The organism is uncultured Methylibium sp. (genome assembly GCF_902826655.1).
Taxonomy (GTDB): Bacteria; Pseudomonadota; Gammaproteobacteria; order Burkholderiales; family Burkholderiaceae_C; genus Methylibium.
On sequence record NZ_CADEFR010000075.1, the window covers coordinates 1 to 14,277 of the forward strand.

Genomic DNA, 14,277 nt, shown 5'->3' on the forward strand with positions numbered 1-14,277 from the left:
TCTTGCGCACGTGCAGGAAGTAGCGGTCGTACAGCGTCTGCAGGCCGAGGTAGTCGAACTGCAGGTCGCGGCCGTGCTTCAGTGCCGCGCCCAGCTTGGCCAGGTCGTACTGCAGCAGCTTGTCGTCCAGCAGTTCGGCCTCGACGCCCTGCTTGATGAACCCCGGGAAGTAGTCGGCGTAGCGCGTCGCCATCTCGGCCTGGGTCACTTCCTCGCCGAGGATCTCGCGGCGGATCGTGTGCATCAGCAGGCGCGCGGTGGCGCGGGTGTAGGACGGGTCCTTCTCGATCAGCGTGCGGGCCGCGAGGATGGCCGCCTTGTAGACCTCGTCGATCGGCACGCCGTCGTAGAGATTGCGCTGCGTCTCGGCCAGGATCGGCGCCGCCTGGACTTCCGCGCCGAGTTCGGCGCAGGCCGACTCGATCAGCGCGCCGAGTTGCGCCATGTCCAGCGGGCGGCGCTGGCCGCCGTCGATCACCTGCAGCGTCGTGGTCGGCGCCGCCGCCACCGCGCCCTGCTTGGCGCGCTCCTGCGCACGGCGCTCGCGGTACAGCACATAGGCCCGGGCGATCTCGTGGTGGCCGCCGCGCATCAGGCCCAGTTCGACCGCGTCCTGGATGTCCTCGATGTGGAAGCTGCCGCCGCCCGGCCGCGAGCGCAGCAGCGCGCGCACCACCGACTCGGTCAGGCCGTCGACCGTCTCGCGCACGCTGGCCGACGCCGCGCCCTGCGTGCCGTGCACCGCCAGGAAGGCCTTCATCAGCGCGACCGCGATCTTGTTCGGCTCGAAGGTCACCACCGCCCCGTTGCGCCGGATGATCTGGTAGCCGGCGTAGGCGGACGCGCCCACGGCGGGCCGGGCGCCCGGCATCGCAACGCCTGCGCCGGCAACGGCGGCAGTCGGAACGCTGGTGCTGGTGGTTTGCATGACTTCCCTTTCAGTTCTCTTGTCGGTGTACGGGGGTGCGGCGGCGGGCGGCGGCGACAGACGAAGCCCCGGCCCGCTCACCGCTCAGGCGGCTTGCAGGCTGGCTTGCGTGGGGCCCGCGATCCGCGGGGAGCCTCCGGTCGATGCCGGTTCGGGGTCGTTCTCGCCCGGATGGAATCCGGCGCATCGGGCAGCGTGTGGCCGCTGGCATGACCGCTGGCAAGCAGTCGAAACGGGAGCGATGTTCACGCGCTGACGGCCTTCCCGATGCTGTGGCGGCGACGCTGGATCAGGCAACGAAGGATAGCATGCTGGACACTATATCTAGCGCTCGATGCCACTACAAGCACTAGCTATAGCGTATTTGCCCTAGGACGCGATCCGTGCCGGCGTGCATCGCCTTGCGCCGCTTCAGCGCGCGACGCGCACCTGCGGCGGGAACCACCCCGGCGGTCCGTCGACCTGCGCCTGCAGGCGCGCCCAGTCGAAGCCCGGTCCCGGATCGCGCTTGCGATCCGGCGCGACGTGCTCGTGGCCGGCGATGCCGTCGATCGTCGGATGACGCTGCACCAGCGCGCGCAGCAGCCCGGCCAGGCCCTCGTACTGCGCGTCCTCGAAGCGCTCGCCCTCCAGGCCCTCGAGCTCGATGCCGACCGCGTAGTCGTTGCAGTTCTCGCGGCCGCGCCACGACGATCGACCGGCGTGCCACGCGCGCTTCGTCGTCGAGACGAACTGCAGCAGCTCGCCGTCGCGCCGCAGCACGAAGTGCGACGATACCTCGAGCCCGCGGATCTGCCGGTAATAGGGATGCGCGTCCCAGTCCAGCGCATTGGTGAACAGCCGCTCGATCGCGTCGCCGCCGTAGTGGCCGGGCGGCAGGCTGATCGAATGGATCAATGCCAGCGTGACCTCGCTGCCGCGCGGCCGGCGCCCCTGGTTCGGCGACTCGATGCGACGCGCCGCCGACCACCAGCCGCCGCGCCAGCCGTTCGCCACGCCGGCCACGCGGCTCACGCCCGCTCGTCGCCGATCGCGTCGTCGGCCTCGTCGCCGTTGCCGATCGCGACCCCATGCTCGGCCACCATCACGCCCAGCCGGGCCATGCGGTAGCGCATCTGGCGCAGCGACAGGCCCAGGCTCGCGCCGGCGGCGGTGCGGTTGAAGCGGTGGCGCTCCAGCGCCCGCACGAGGATGTCGCGCTCCACGCCGTCGAGGTAGGTGGCCAGGTCGTCGGGCAGCGGTGCCGGGCTCGCGGCCACCGGCACCGGCGCCGGGGCGACCGGCGGCCGCGCCTCCTCGCGCAGCGCGGACAGCTCGGCGCGTCCGCTGTCGCTGAACGCCGACTCCGGCAGGTCGAGGTCGGGCACGTCGATCAGGTCGCCGTCGCACAGCGCCACGGCGCGGTGGAGCAGGTTCTCGAGCTCGCGCACGTTGCCACCGAAGGGATAGCGCAGCAGGTAGGCCAGCGCCTCGCGCGTCAGGCGCGGCGGCGGGCTGATGCCGGCATCGTGGGCGATGCGCTCCAGCACCCGGTCGCAGATCGCCGGCAGGTCCTCGAGCCGCTCGCGCAGCGGCGGCACGCGGATCTGGATGACGTTGAGCCGGTAGTACAGGTCCTGGCGGAAGCGCCCGGCCTGAACATCGGCCGCCAGGTTCTTGTGGGTCGCGCTGACGACGCGCACGTCGAGCGGCACCTCCTGCGTCGCGCCGACCGGCCGCACCGAGCGCTCCTGGATCGACCGCAGCAGCTTGCTCTGCATCGACAGCGGCAGGTCGCCGATCTCGTCGAGGAAGAGCGTGCCGCCGCGAGCCGCCTGGAAGAAGCCCTCGCGGTCCTCGTTGGCGCCGGTGAAGGCGCCCTTGCGGTAGCCGAAGAACTCGGCCTCGAGCAACTGCTCGGGAATCGCGCCGCAGTTGACGGCGATGAAGGGCTGGGCGCGGCGCGCGCTCACGTCGTGGATCGCGCGGGCGACGAGTTCCTTGCCCGTGCCGGACTCGCCGTGCACCAGCACCGGCGCCATGCTGCGTGCGACCTTCTCGACCAGTGAGCGCACCTGCTGCATCGCCAGGGATGTGCCGGCCATGCGGGCCAGCGTGCCGCTCCCCGCGGCCGAGGCCGGCCCGATCACGACCGTCGGCGCGGGCCGCACCGACACGCTGCCGCGCACCGGGCGCGCGCCGGTCTCGGACGGCAGCTGGTCCGGCTGGACGGTCGGCCCGGTCGACGCCGAGCGGCCCAGCGCCGAGGCGACCACGCTGCGGAACAGCTTGAGGTCGACCGGCTTGGTCAGGTAGTCGTAGGCGCCGGCCTTGAGCGCCTCGACCGCGCTCTCGGCCGAGCCGTAGGCGGTGATGACGATGGCCTTCTCGCGCCGCCCGGCTTCCTCGAGCCGGCGCAGCAGGTCCAGGCCGCTGCCGTCGGGCAACCGCATGTCGGTGATCACCGCGCTGAAGGTGCGGTCGCTCAGCTGGGCCCAGGCGTCCTCGACCGTGCCCGCGGTCTCGATGTCGTAGCCCTCGCGCAGCAGCGTCAGCTCGTACAGCGTGCGCAGGTCGGGCTCGTCGTCGACGACCAGCAGGCTGAAGTGCGAGGCGGAGCTCATGCGTTGAAGTGAAGGGCGGGATCGCCGTCGGCCAGCGCCACGCGGCGCATCGCCACCGAGAACACGTTGCGGCGGCGCTCGGAGGCGCTGCGCGCGGCATAGTCGATGCTCGCGCCGTAGCGTTCGCACAGTTCGCGGCAAATATACAGGCCCAGGCCCGTGCCGCGGCTGCGGGTCGAGAAGAAGGGCTCGAACAGATAGCGCTCGACTTCGGGCGGGATCGGTTGCCCGTCGCTGGCGACGCCGAGCAGCGCGCGCGCGTCGTCCAGCACCGCCAGCCGCACCTGCACGGCACCGGGGGAGCGGCTGCCGTGGCGGTGCGCGTTGTCGAGCAGGTTGACGAGCACGCGCCGCAGGTGCTCGCCGTCAAAGCGCACGCCCAGCGGCTCGGCCGGCAGATCGACCTGCACCGGGCAGGCCGCGCCGGGCACCAGTTGCGCGGTGCGCATCCACTCGCTGCAGATCGTCGCTACTTCGTTCGCCGCGTCCAGCGGCGCGGGCTCGGGAGCCACGCCCGGCGCGACGTGCATCACGTCGTCGACGATGCGCTTCAGCCGCTCGGCGTTGTCGCCGATCATGCGGGTGAGCTGCTGCTGCTGCGGCGTCGCGGCGTCCTCGGCCATCAGCGCGTTGGCCTGCATGATCGCGGTCAGCGGATTGCGGATCTCGTGGGCGATGCCGGCCGACACCCGCCCCATCGCGGCGAGCTTCTCCTGACGCAGGCGCGCCTGCACCAGGCGCAGGTCTTCGAGGAAGAGCACGCAGTAGTCCTCGGGCGCACCGGTCTCGCGCCGGTGCGTGAAGCGCACCTTCAGGCGCAGCTGGCTCACGGCGTTGGCGCCGGGCGGACGCGACAGCGAGATGTCGCGGCCGTTCTCGGGCCAGTGGCCTTCGCCGAACGCGCGGTCGACCGCCCGGACCAGCGGCTCCCAGGCCGGCACGCCGCCCAGCGCGAAGCTCGGGCCGGCGCTCACTGCCGGCTCGTCCAGCAGACTGCGCGCGGCCGGGTTGGCGGCACGCACCCGGCCGCGCCGGTCGACGACCATCACGCCGTCCTGCATCTCCTCGAGCACCAGCCGGTTCAGCTGCGCCTGCTGGCGCGCCATCTCGAGGCTGCCGCGCGCGGTGCGCTCCTCTCGGGCGAGCCGGCCCGACAGCTCACCGGCCAGCAGGCCGACGACGAACAGGCCGACGCCGCCCAGGCCGGCCTGCGTGAGCACCAGCGCGGTCTCCCCGCCGGCCGCGATGCTGAGCCCCGCCGCCAGCAGGATCACCAGCGTGCCGGCCGCCGCGACGCCCAGCGCCTGCAGCCGCGGCGTCAGCACGCCGGCCATCAGCACGGGCAGCACCAGCAGCGCGGAATAGTTCAGGCCGCCGCCGCCGGTCAGCAGGTGCAGGGCCGCGAAAGTGAGGAGGTCCAGGCCGATCGTTGCCAGCCACTGCCGCTGCCGCAGCCGCGTCTGCGTCGCCGTCGGCGGCTCGCCGAACAGCCCCGGCAGCAGCCACAGCAGCACCGCCGCCAGGGCATAGGCCGCGCACAGGCTCAGCACCAGGCCGCGCTGCGGCCGCGGACCGAACCAGGTGACGACGATCTCGGTCGCCAGCAGCGCCACGCCCAGCGCGGCCCGCGACGCGACGAAGGCGCGGAACAGCCGGTGCAGGCCGCTCTCGCCCGAGCCGGCGATGCGCCGCGCCTGGCGCGACAGGAAGCGCGAGTCGGCGGTGTCGGACTCGCGCCATTCGCCGCGGTCGTAGCGCGAGTGCTCGGCGTCCTCGCCGGCCGAGCCGGCCATGTCGAGTGCGCCGAACCAGGACCCGTCGACGGCGCCGCCGCCGCGTCGGCCGCTCGTGCCCGGATCGGCCATCAGCGACGGTCGCCGTGGGCGAGGCGGTGGGCCTCGCTGCAGTACAGCCCCTGCGCGCCGGCGACCGCGTCGTCGCGCGGCAGGTGCACGCCGCAGTGCACGCAGCTGATCATGGCCTGCGGCTGCGGCGGACGGGCCGGCGGCTCGCCGCGGCGCGACAGCCTGCCGGCGCGCGAGCGTGCGAACCACAGCACGCCGACCACGACCAGCAGCAGCACCAGATACTTCATGAGGTTCCTCAGAGGGCCGTGCGGTGCAGCAGCACCTCGAGCACGAAGCGCGAGCCGACGTACGACAGCAGCAGCAGCAAGGCGCCCACGTAGAGCCAGCGCGTGGCGACGCGGCCGCGCCAGCCGAAGGCCCGTCGCCCGGCCAGCAGCGCGGCGAACACCGCCCAGGCCAGCACCGAGAACACGCTCTTGTGGTCCCAGCGCCAGGGATTGGCGAACCACCAGCCGAGCAGCAAGGTCGCCGACAGCACGACGAAACCGGCCGCGACGAAACGGAAGGTCAGCTTCTCCAGCCGCAGCAGCGGCAGGCCCTGGGCGGGTGCGGCTGGCGCCCCGGCCGCCGGCTTGTGGCGCAGCTGCTGCTCGGAGCGTCGCAGCAGCGCGGCATGAAGCAGCGCCGCGCCGAACAGGCCGTAGGACGCGATACCCAGCACCCAGTGCATCGGAGCCCACGGAGAGCCGGCATGCGGCCGCAGCTCGCCGGGGAACAGCAGGGCCAGTTCCACCACTGCCGCGCCCAGCAGCGCCAGCGGGCGCCGCACGCCGACCAGCGGCACGAAACGGCTCTCGATCGCGTAGACCGCGAGCACCAGCCACAAGGTGACCGACAGCGCTGGGGCGAAGCCGAAACGCACGCCGGGCTGGGCCTCGCCGATGCCGGCGGTGTGCAGGCCGATCGCGAAGGCATGCGCGAGCCAGCCGATGCCCAGCGCGACGCCGAACCAGTCGGCATCGCGCTTGAGCGCGGCGCTCAGGTAGCCGGCGAGGGCGACCGCGCTCGTCGCGCTCAACAGCCAGAGGCTCGAACCGGCCAGCGATAAACTCATGGCGTCAGTGTACTTTCGCGCTCCGCGACGACACGCTGACGACCTGTGCGCCTGCCGGCTCACGGCTTCGCGCCCCGACCGAGATCCCCCGATGGCCTCCGCCCTTTCCGAACGCCTGAGCCGGCTCGTCAAGACGATGCGCGGCCAGGCCCGCATCACCGAAGACAACGTGCAGGACATGCTGCGCGAGGTGCGCATGGCGCTGCTGGAGGCCGACGTGGCGCTGCCGGTGGTGCGCGATTTCGTGGCCCGCGTGAAGGAGAAGGCGCTCGGCCAGGAAGTGGTCGGCTCGCTGTCCCCCGGCCAGGCGCTGGTCGGCGTGGTGCACAAGGAGCTGGCCGCGACGATGGGCGACGGTGTCGCCGAGCTGAACCTCGCGACCCAGCCGCCGGCAGTGATCCTGATGGCCGGCCTGCAGGGCGCCGGCAAGACGACGACGACCGCCAAGCTGGCGCGCCACCTGGTCGGCCGCAAGAAGAAGGTGCTGACCGTCTCGGGCGACGTCTACCGGCCGGCCGCGATCGAGCAGCTGAAGACCGTGACGAAGCAGGCCGGGGCCGAGTGGTTCCCCTCGCAGACCAGCGACCAGCCGGTCGACATCGCGCTGGCGGCACTGGACTACGCGAAGAAGCACTTCGTCGACGTGCTGCTGGTCGACACGGCCGGCCGGCTGGCGATCGACGAGGCCATGATGGCCGAGATCCGCGCGCTGCACGCGGCGCTGAACCCGATCGAGACGCTGTTCGTCGTCGACGCCATGCAGGGCCAGGACGCGATCAACGTCGCCAAGGCCTTCAAGGACGCGCTGCCGCTGACCGGCATCGTGCTGACCAAGCTCGACGGCGACGCGCGCGGCGGTGCGGCGCTGTCGGTGCGGCAGGTCACCGGCGCGCCGATCAAGTTCGCCGGCGTGTCCGAGAAGCTCGACGGCCTGGAGGCCTTCGACGCCGAGCGCCACGCCGGGCGCGTGCTGGGCATGGGCGACATCGTCGCGCTGGTCGAGCAGGTGCAGGCCGGCGTCGACATGCAGGCCGCCCAGAAGCTGGCCGACAAGGTCAAGTCCGGCTCGGGCTTCGATCTGGAGGATTTCCTCGGGCAGATCTCGCAGATGAAGAAGATGGGCGGCCTGTCCGGCCTCATCGACAAGCTGCCGACCCAGCTGGCGGGCAAGGCCGCCAACGTCGGCGCCGCCGACATGGACCGGGCCGAGCGCGACGTGCGTCGCATGGAAGGGATCATCCGCTCGATGACGCCGCTCGAACGGCGCAAGCCCGAGCTGCTGAAGGCCAGCCGCAAGCGCCGCATCGCCGCCGGGGCCGGCGTTCAGGTGCAGGAGGTGAACCGCCTGCTGAACCAGTTCGAGCAGATGCAGGGGATGATGAAGAAGATGAAGGGCGGCGGCATGATGAAGATGATGAAGCGCATGGGTGGCATGGGCGGCTTCAAGGGCGGCCCGCCGCGCTGACGCCTTCGCGACGGATTTGGCAACCGGATGTGACAGCGGCGCGCCCCGTGCGAAGCTGCATTGACGGGCACGGAACCAGGCTTTAACTTGGCGGTCCTCTCCCCGCTGGCCGTCACGTTCATGGATCCGATCGCTCTGGTTGCCCTGGTCCTTTCGGCCGGCCTGCTTGCCCTCTGGCTGCTCCGGCGCCGCCCCACCAAGACCAGCAAGGCGTCCGCGCCGCGCGTGCAGCGCGTCGAAGGCCTCGACACGGTGGTCGGCTGGCCGCCGGAGGTGACCAAGGTCCTGACCGCGGCCGAGCGGCGCGCCCACCTCATGCTCGCGCGGGCCCTGCCCGACTACATGGTGCTGGCGCAGCTGCCGCTGTCGCGCTTCATCAAGGTCCCGACCCGCAACTCCTATCAGGAGTGGATGCACCGCTGCGGCCAGCTGTGTGCCGACCTGGTGGTCTGCGACGCCAGCTCCCAGGTCATCGCCGTCGTCGACGTGCGCCGGCCTCCCGGCAAGGACAGCGAGCGCACGCGCAAGCGCCACGCCCGCATGGACCGCGTGCTGCGCCAGGCCGGCATCCGTGTCGTGGTCTGGAACGAGGAAGCGCTGCCGCACGCCCAGGTCGTCCGCGAGCAGGTGCTCGGTGCGCCCGAAGGCCTGAGCAGCCAGGAAGGCGGCGCGAAGGTGCGGACGCACACGCTGGCACCGTCGGCCCCTGCGGCGGCGGCGGTCGGCGGGCTGGCGACGCTGGACGAGGTCATCCTCGACGGCTCGCTGGCGCTGGCCCAGGCCGATCACGACCAGGGTGTCGCCGAGCCGACGCCGTCGACCTGGTTCGACAACCTCGACTCGGCGCCGATGGCGCTCGATCCGCTGAAGGCCTGAGCGCCCGGCTCAGGTCAGCAAGGCCTGCGCGAACTCGCGCGCGTCGAAGGTCTCCAGGTCTTCGAGCTTCTCGCCGACACCGATGAAGTAGACCGGCACCGGCGTCGGCCGGCCACGCGACCACAGCGCGATCGCCGCCAGCACGCCGCCCTTGGCGGTGCCGTCGAGCTTGGTGACGATCAGGCCGGTCAGGTCCAGCACGGCGTCGAAGGCCTGCACTTGGGCCAGGGCGTTCTGCCCGGTGTTGCCGTCGATGACCAGCAGCCGCTCGTGCGGCGCCCCGTCCATCGCCTTGCCCAGCGTGCGGCGGATCTTGCGCAGCTCTTCCATCAGGTGCGGCTGCGTCGGCAGGCGGCCCGCCGTGTCGGCGATGACGACTTCGCAGCCGCGCGCCTGGCCCGCCTTCACCGCGTCGAAGCTCACCGCGGCGGGGTCGCCGCCTTCCTGGCTGACGATCTCGACCTGGTTGCGGTCGGCCCATACCGCGAGCTGCTCCTTGGCCGCGGCGCGGAAGGTGTCGGCGGCCGCCAGCAGCACCTTGACGCCGTCCTCGGCCAGGTGGCGCGTCAGCTTGCCGATGCTGGTGGTCTTGCCGGCGCCGTTGACGCCGGCCACCATGATCACGGTCGGCTGCGCATCGCCCAGTTGCAGCGGCCTGTGCAAGGGGGCGAGCAGATCGGCCACCGCGTCGGCGAGCAAGGCCTTCACCGCCAGCGGCTCGGTCGCGCGAGCGTCCTTGACGCGGCGCTTCAGGTCCGCGAGCAGGTGCGTCGTCGCCGGCAGGCCGGCGTCGGCCTGCAGCAGCGCGGCCTCGAGTTCCTCGTACAAGGCATCGTCGATGCGCGTGCCCGTGAAGACCTGGGTGATGCTGCCGCCGGTGCGCCGCAGCCCGGCCTTCAGGCGGTCGAGCCACGGACGGCGGGCTTCGGCAATCGCGGCGGCGGGCTCGACCGGCACCGGCTCGGCGGCCTTCTTCTTGAAGAAACTGAACATGTAGCATGGATTCTAGAGAGCGCACGCGCGCTGCCAGAATGCCGCGCGTGACCCGCAGCGCCCGCCCGCCCCTCCGCCCTGCCCCCGCGACACGCGGCGCGGGCGAGTTGCGCCTGATCGGCGGGCAGTGGAAGCGCAGCCGGCTGCCGATCCCCGACTCGCCCGGCCTGCGCCCGACACCGGACCGCGTGCGCGAGACCCTCTTCAACTGGCTGGGGCAGGACCTGAGCGGCTGGCGCTGCCTCGACGCCTTCGCCGGAAGCGGCGCGCTCGGCTTCGAGGCCGCATCGCGCGGTGCGACCGAGGTCGTGCTACTCGAACGCGACCCGCGGCTCGCAGCCAGTCTGCGATCAGTGCAGCAGCGACTCGGGGCAACGCAACTGCGCATCGAGGTCGCCGACGCGCTGGCCTGGATGGCCGCTCGCATCGCCGCGCCGTTCGACCTGGTCCTGCTGGATCCGCCGTTCGACGCCGGCCTGGCCGAACCCGCGCTCGATGCGGCCAGACTGCTGCTGACCGGCCACGGCTTCCTCTACCTCGAGACCGACAGCGCCTTCGACGCGGGGGCCTGCGCCGCGCGCGGCCTGCGGCTGCATCGCCACCTGCACGCCGGGCGGGTCCACGCCCACCTGATGCGGCCGATCGACACCGCGGCATAAACTCCGCCGCAGACTGGCTCCTCGAGGATCGCCCCGTGCCCTTCAACTCCGGCCTGAGCGCCGTCTACCCCGGCACCTTCGACCCGATGACCCTGGGGCACGAGGACCTGATGCGCCGCGCCAGCCTGCTGTTCCCGCGGTTGATCGTCGCGGTGGCGGCCGGCCATCACAAGCGCACCATGTTCACGATCGCCGAGCGGCTCGACATCGCGCAGGAGCTGGCGGCGCCCTATCCCAACGTCGAGGTCGTGGCCTTCCGCGGCCTGCTGCGCGACTTCGTCGTCGAGCACGGGGGGCGTGTCGTGGTGCGCGGCCTGCGCGCGGTCAGCGACTTCGAGTACGAGTTCCAGATGGCGGGCATGAACCGCCAGCTGATGCCGGACGTGGAAACCGTGTTCCTCACGCCGAGCGACCAGTACCAGTTCGTCAGCGGCACCTTCGTCCGCGAGATTGCCACCCTCGGCGGTGATGTCTCCAAGTTCGTGGCACCGTCGGTGCTGAAGCGGCTGCGCGATCGCGTCAGCCAGAGCGAATGACGGAGGCCGGCATGGCCTTGATGATCACCGACGAGTGCATCAACTGCGATGTCTGCGAGCCCGAGTGCCCCAACCAGGCGATCTCGTTGGGCCCGGAGATCTACGTGATCGACCCGTCACGCTGCACCGAGTGCGTCGGCCACTTCGACGAACCCCAGTGCGTGCAGGTCTGCCCGGTGGCCTGCATCCCGGTGAATCCGGCGCACGTGGAAGGCAAGTCGCAGCTGTGGGCGAAATTCCGGCAGCTGGTCGGCGAGCCCGCTCAGCCACCGGCCGAGGGCTGAAGGGCCGCTGCGTCGTCAGCGCGTGGCCACGGCGTCGGGCGCGGCCTTCGAGGGTACGGCCGGCGCTGTCTTGGACGGCCTGGAAGCGCGCGATCTGGTGTTGGCCCGGCCTTTCGGCGGGTCGACCCGGGCCGGCTTGGCTGCTGCGGGGCGCGGCGCGTTGAAGCCGGCGGCCCGCGGTGCGCGCAATTCCGCCACGCGACGCTCGCGCTCCAGTTGTCGCGCCAACGCGGCATCGCGACGGACGGCCGCCGCGGCGTCGGAACGTTCGTCGGCAGGCCGCGCATCGTCGACATCGATCGCACGACCGTCGGCGCAGGGCTGCTGCGAATAGCTGCGGCCGTCAGGCCCACAGCGGTACACCGTCGCCGGCGCCGCCGTGACCACGCCACCGGCGAGACCCAGAAGCAGCGCGGCCGCGAAGGCGCGGCTGTTCATACGGCGTCCTTGCGCGGCACGATGGCCGGCACGGCGACCTCGGCCTCGACCGGCCGCGGCGGCTTGGGCCGGGGCGGCTTGGTCGTGTGCAGGCGCATCGTCGCCTTGCCCATGTCGCCGGCCAGCAGCGCGTCCAGCGCCGTCAGCGAACGGTCGATCGCGGCCACGATGGCCTCGCGATGCTCGGCCATCGGCTTGCCGAGCACGTAGTTCGCCACCTCGGTCTTCACGCCCGGGTGGCCGATGCCGAGTCGCAGCCGCCAGTAGTCGGTGGCACCGAGCTGGGCGTGGATGTCCCGCAGGCCGTTGTGGCCGGCGTGACCGCCGCCCTGCTTGAGCTTCATCTCGCCCGGCGGCAGGTCGAGTTCGTCGTGCGCGACGAGGATCTCGTCCGGCGCGATCTTGAAGAAGCGCGCCAGCGCCGCGACCGACTTGCCCGACACGTTCATGTAGGTCTGCGGCTCCAGCAGCCACAGCGGGGCGTCGCGACGGTCCGGCAGGTTCACGCGGGCCACGAGGCCGTGGTAGCTGCGCTCGGGGTGCAGCGTGGCCCTGAGCTGCCGCGCCACGGCGTCGATCCACCAGAAGCCGGCGTTGTGGCGCGTCGCCTCGTACTCGCTGCCCGGATTGCCGAGGCCGACCATCAATCGAATCATGGCCGGGATTATCGCGAGGGCGGCAAGAAAAAAGCCCCGCCGAAGCGGGGCCTGCCGGGGGAGGGCACGAGGCCCGCCGGTCACTTGCGGTTCTGCTTCTCGTCCTTCTTGCCCTTGGCCGGCGCGGCCGCCGGTGCGGCGACGGCCACGACCTCGGGCTGGGCTTCCTCGGCGGCCTGCGCCACCACGGTGGCGATCACCGGATTCTTGCGGCCGCGCAGCACGACCTTGATGCCGGCGTCGAGCTTGAGGTCGTTGACGTGCAGCGACTGGCCCTTGCCCAGATGGCCGAGATCGACCGTCAGGAACTCGGGCAGCTGCGAGGCCAGGCACTCGATCTCGAGGTCGGTGACCACGTGCGACATCACGCCCTTGTCGGTCTTGACGCCCGGCGCGTTCTCCTCGTTGACGAAGTGCAGCGGCACCTTCTTCTGGATGCGCGTGGTGGCATCGACGCGCTGGAAGTCCACGTGCAGCACCTGCGGCTTGTAGGCGTGCATCTGCACGTCGCGCAGCAGCACCTGCTGCGACTTGCCGGCCAGTTCCATGTCGAGCAGCGAGGAGTGGAAGGCCTCCTTCTTCAGCGCATGGAACAGCGCGTTGTGGTCGAGCTCGATCGTCACGGGCTCACCGGCGCCGTAGACGATGCCGGGCACCTTGCCCGAAATACGCAGGCGGCGGCTCGCTCCGGTCCCCTGCTTGTCGCGTGCGTAGGCGACGAATTTCATGATGGTTCTCCTGAGAGGAAGGCGCCCGCGACCAGGCGCCTGTACAAACCCGCCGACCCCATGCCGGCGGGCGCGATCACGGATCAGAAGTTGTTGTTCTGCTCCGAGAAGAGGGACGTGACCGACTCGCCGTCCGAGATGCGGCGGATGGTCTCGGCAAACAGGAAGGCCACCGACAGCTGCCGGATCTTGGTCGTGGCCTTGGCCCCCGCGCTGAGCGGGATGGTGTTGGTGATGACGACCTCGTCGATCTGCGAGTTCTTGATGCGCTCGATCGCCGGGCCGGAGAACACCGGGTGCGTGCAATAGGCGTAGACGCTCTTCGCACCGCGCTCCTTCAGCACCTCGGCCGCCTTCACCAGCGTGCCGGCGGTGTCGATCATGTCGTCCATGATCACGCAGTTGCGGCCTTCGATCTCGCCGATCACGTGCATCACCTCGGACACGTTCGGCGCCGGGCGGCGCTTGTCGATGATCGCGAGGTCGCAGCCCAGCTGCTTGGCCAGCGCGCGTGCGCGGACCACGCCGCCGACATCGGGCGAGACGACGATCAGGTCCTGGTACTGCTTGCTCTTCAGGTCCGACAGCAGCACGGGCGAGGCATAGATGTTGTCGACCGGGATGTCGAAGAAGCCCTGGATCTGGTCGGCGTGCAGGTCCATCGTCAGCACGCGGTTCACGCCGACCGCCTCGAGCATGTTGGCGACGACCTTGGCCGAGATCGGCACCCGCGTCGAGCGCGGCCGGCGGTCCTGGCGCGCATAGCCGAAGTACGGGATCACCGCGGTGATGCGCCCGGCCGACGCACGCTTGAGCGCATCGACCATGATGAAGAGCTCCATCAGGCTCTCGTTCACCGGCGCGCAGGTCGGCTGCACCACGAAGATGTCGCGGGCACGCACGTTCTGCTGGATCTCGACGGTCACTTCGCCGTCGGTGAAGCGCCCTACCGCGGCCCGGCCGAGCTCGATGCCCAGCGCCGTGGCGATCTCCTGCGCCAGCGCGGGATTGGCATTGCCGGTGTAGAGCACGGTGTTGGCGAGCATGACGACTCCGCTGAGGATCGACCGTCGGAACCTGTTTGATCAAAAAAGGCATGGCGCCCTCGGCGGGCGCCATGCTTCACTCACGAACTTTGGCAGGGGAGGAAGGACTCGAACCCTCGCATGTCGGAATCAAAATCCGATGC

General features: G+C 71.2%; 16 protein-coding genes. 5 read left to right on the forward strand and 11 right to left on the reverse strand.

The features are described 5' to 3' along the window. The 6 genes from QZV97_RS18510 to ccsA all read right to left on the reverse strand — a co-directional run. Positions 1-871 (reverse strand): ATP cone domain-containing protein (locus QZV97_RS18510; RefSeq protein WP_295646047.1); only part of this gene is annotated, 871 nt, incomplete at its 3' end. 468 nt (positions 872-1,339) lie between these two features. After that, a complete protein-coding gene (gene ampD / locus QZV97_RS18515) occupies positions 1,340-1,942 on the reverse strand; it encodes a 1,6-anhydro-N-acetylmuramyl-L-alanine amidase AmpD (protein ID WP_295646050.1) in 603 nt (200 codons plus the stop codon). Next, complete coding sequence (locus tag QZV97_RS18520; RefSeq protein WP_295646053.1) at positions 1,939-3,531, reverse strand: sigma-54 dependent transcriptional regulator; 1,593 nt, start codon at positions 3,529-3,531, stop codon at positions 1,939-1,941. Before QZV97_RS18520 ends, ampD begins: the two co-directional genes overlap by 4 nt. Further along, positions 3,528-5,396 (reverse strand): ATP-binding protein, encoded by a 1,869-nt coding sequence (locus QZV97_RS18525; protein WP_295646056.1) that lies wholly within the window; start codon positions 5,394-5,396, stop codon positions 3,528-3,530. Before QZV97_RS18525 ends, QZV97_RS18520 begins: the two co-directional genes overlap by 4 nt. Next, positions 5,396-5,626 (reverse strand): PP0621 family protein, encoded by a 231-nt coding sequence (locus QZV97_RS18530; RefSeq protein WP_295646059.1) that lies wholly within the window; start codon positions 5,624-5,626, stop codon positions 5,396-5,398. Before QZV97_RS18530 ends, QZV97_RS18525 begins: the two co-directional genes overlap by 1 nt. An 8-nt stretch (positions 5,627-5,634) precedes the next feature. After that, positions 5,635-6,453, reverse strand: a complete 819-nt coding sequence (ccsA, locus tag QZV97_RS18535; protein WP_295646061.1) for a cytochrome c biogenesis protein CcsA — start codon at positions 6,451-6,453, stop codon at positions 5,635-5,637. 91 nt (positions 6,454-6,544) lie between these two features. Between ccsA and ffh the strand changes: the two genes are divergently transcribed. Both ffh and QZV97_RS18545 read left to right on the forward strand, forming a co-directional pair. Further along, complete coding sequence (gene ffh, locus QZV97_RS18540) at positions 6,545-7,918, forward strand: signal recognition particle protein (RefSeq protein WP_295646063.1); 1,374 nt, start codon at positions 6,545-6,547, stop codon at positions 7,916-7,918. A 120-nt stretch (positions 7,919-8,038) separates the two neighbouring features. After that, positions 8,039-8,794, forward strand: coding sequence for a DUF2726 domain-containing protein (locus tag QZV97_RS18545; RefSeq protein ID WP_295646066.1), 756 nt, complete (start codon positions 8,039-8,041; stop codon positions 8,792-8,794). A gap of 9 nt (positions 8,795-8,803) precedes the next feature. On the opposite strand, the gene ftsY is transcribed toward QZV97_RS18545, so the two are convergent. After that, positions 8,804-9,787, reverse strand: a complete 984-nt coding sequence (gene ftsY / locus QZV97_RS18550) for a signal recognition particle-docking protein FtsY (protein WP_295646069.1) — start codon at positions 9,785-9,787, stop codon at positions 8,804-8,806. Between the two features lie 38 nt (positions 9,788-9,825). Here ftsY and rsmD point away from each other — a divergent pair, with 38 nt between their 5' ends. From rsmD to QZV97_RS18565, 3 genes are read left to right on the forward strand one after another with little or no spacing between them, the layout of a single operon-like run. Next, the gene (rsmD, locus tag QZV97_RS18555; RefSeq protein ID WP_295646071.1) at positions 9,826-10,446 is read left to right on the forward strand and encodes a 16S rRNA (guanine(966)-N(2))-methyltransferase RsmD; all 621 of its coding nucleotides are present in this window, start codon (positions 9,826-9,828) and stop codon (positions 10,444-10,446) included. Between the two features lie 35 nt (positions 10,447-10,481). Beyond that, complete coding sequence (gene coaD / locus QZV97_RS18560) at positions 10,482-10,982, forward strand: pantetheine-phosphate adenylyltransferase (RefSeq protein WP_295646074.1); 501 nt, start codon at positions 10,482-10,484, stop codon at positions 10,980-10,982. A gap of 11 nt (positions 10,983-10,993) precedes the next feature. Further along, complete coding sequence (locus QZV97_RS18565) at positions 10,994-11,266, forward strand: YfhL family 4Fe-4S dicluster ferredoxin (protein ID WP_295646077.1); 273 nt, start codon at positions 10,994-10,996, stop codon at positions 11,264-11,266. A 15-nt stretch (positions 11,267-11,281) separates the two neighbouring features. On the opposite strand, the gene QZV97_RS18570 is transcribed toward QZV97_RS18565, so the two are convergent. The 4 genes from QZV97_RS18570 to QZV97_RS18585 form a co-directional block, all read right to left on the reverse strand. Continuing rightward, the gene (locus QZV97_RS18570) at positions 11,282-11,704 is read right to left on the reverse strand and encodes a hypothetical protein (protein WP_295646079.1); all 423 of its coding nucleotides are present in this window, start codon (positions 11,702-11,704) and stop codon (positions 11,282-11,284) included. Further along, positions 11,701-12,360 (reverse strand): aminoacyl-tRNA hydrolase, encoded by a 660-nt coding sequence (gene pth / locus QZV97_RS18575; protein ID WP_295646120.1) that lies wholly within the window; start codon positions 12,358-12,360, stop codon positions 11,701-11,703. Before pth ends, QZV97_RS18570 begins: the two co-directional genes overlap by 4 nt. An 80-nt stretch (positions 12,361-12,440) precedes the next feature. Further along, on the reverse strand, positions 12,441-13,088 hold the full coding sequence (locus tag QZV97_RS18580; RefSeq protein ID WP_295646124.1) for a 50S ribosomal protein L25/general stress protein Ctc: 648 nt from the start codon (positions 13,086-13,088) through the stop codon (positions 12,441-12,443). Between the two features lie 83 nt (positions 13,089-13,171). Then, positions 13,172-14,134: a ribose-phosphate pyrophosphokinase gene (locus tag QZV97_RS18585; protein ID WP_295646127.1), complete on the reverse strand. Its 963-nt coding sequence runs from the start codon at positions 14,132-14,134 to the stop codon at positions 13,172-13,174. Positions 14,135-14,277 lie beyond the last annotated feature (143 nt).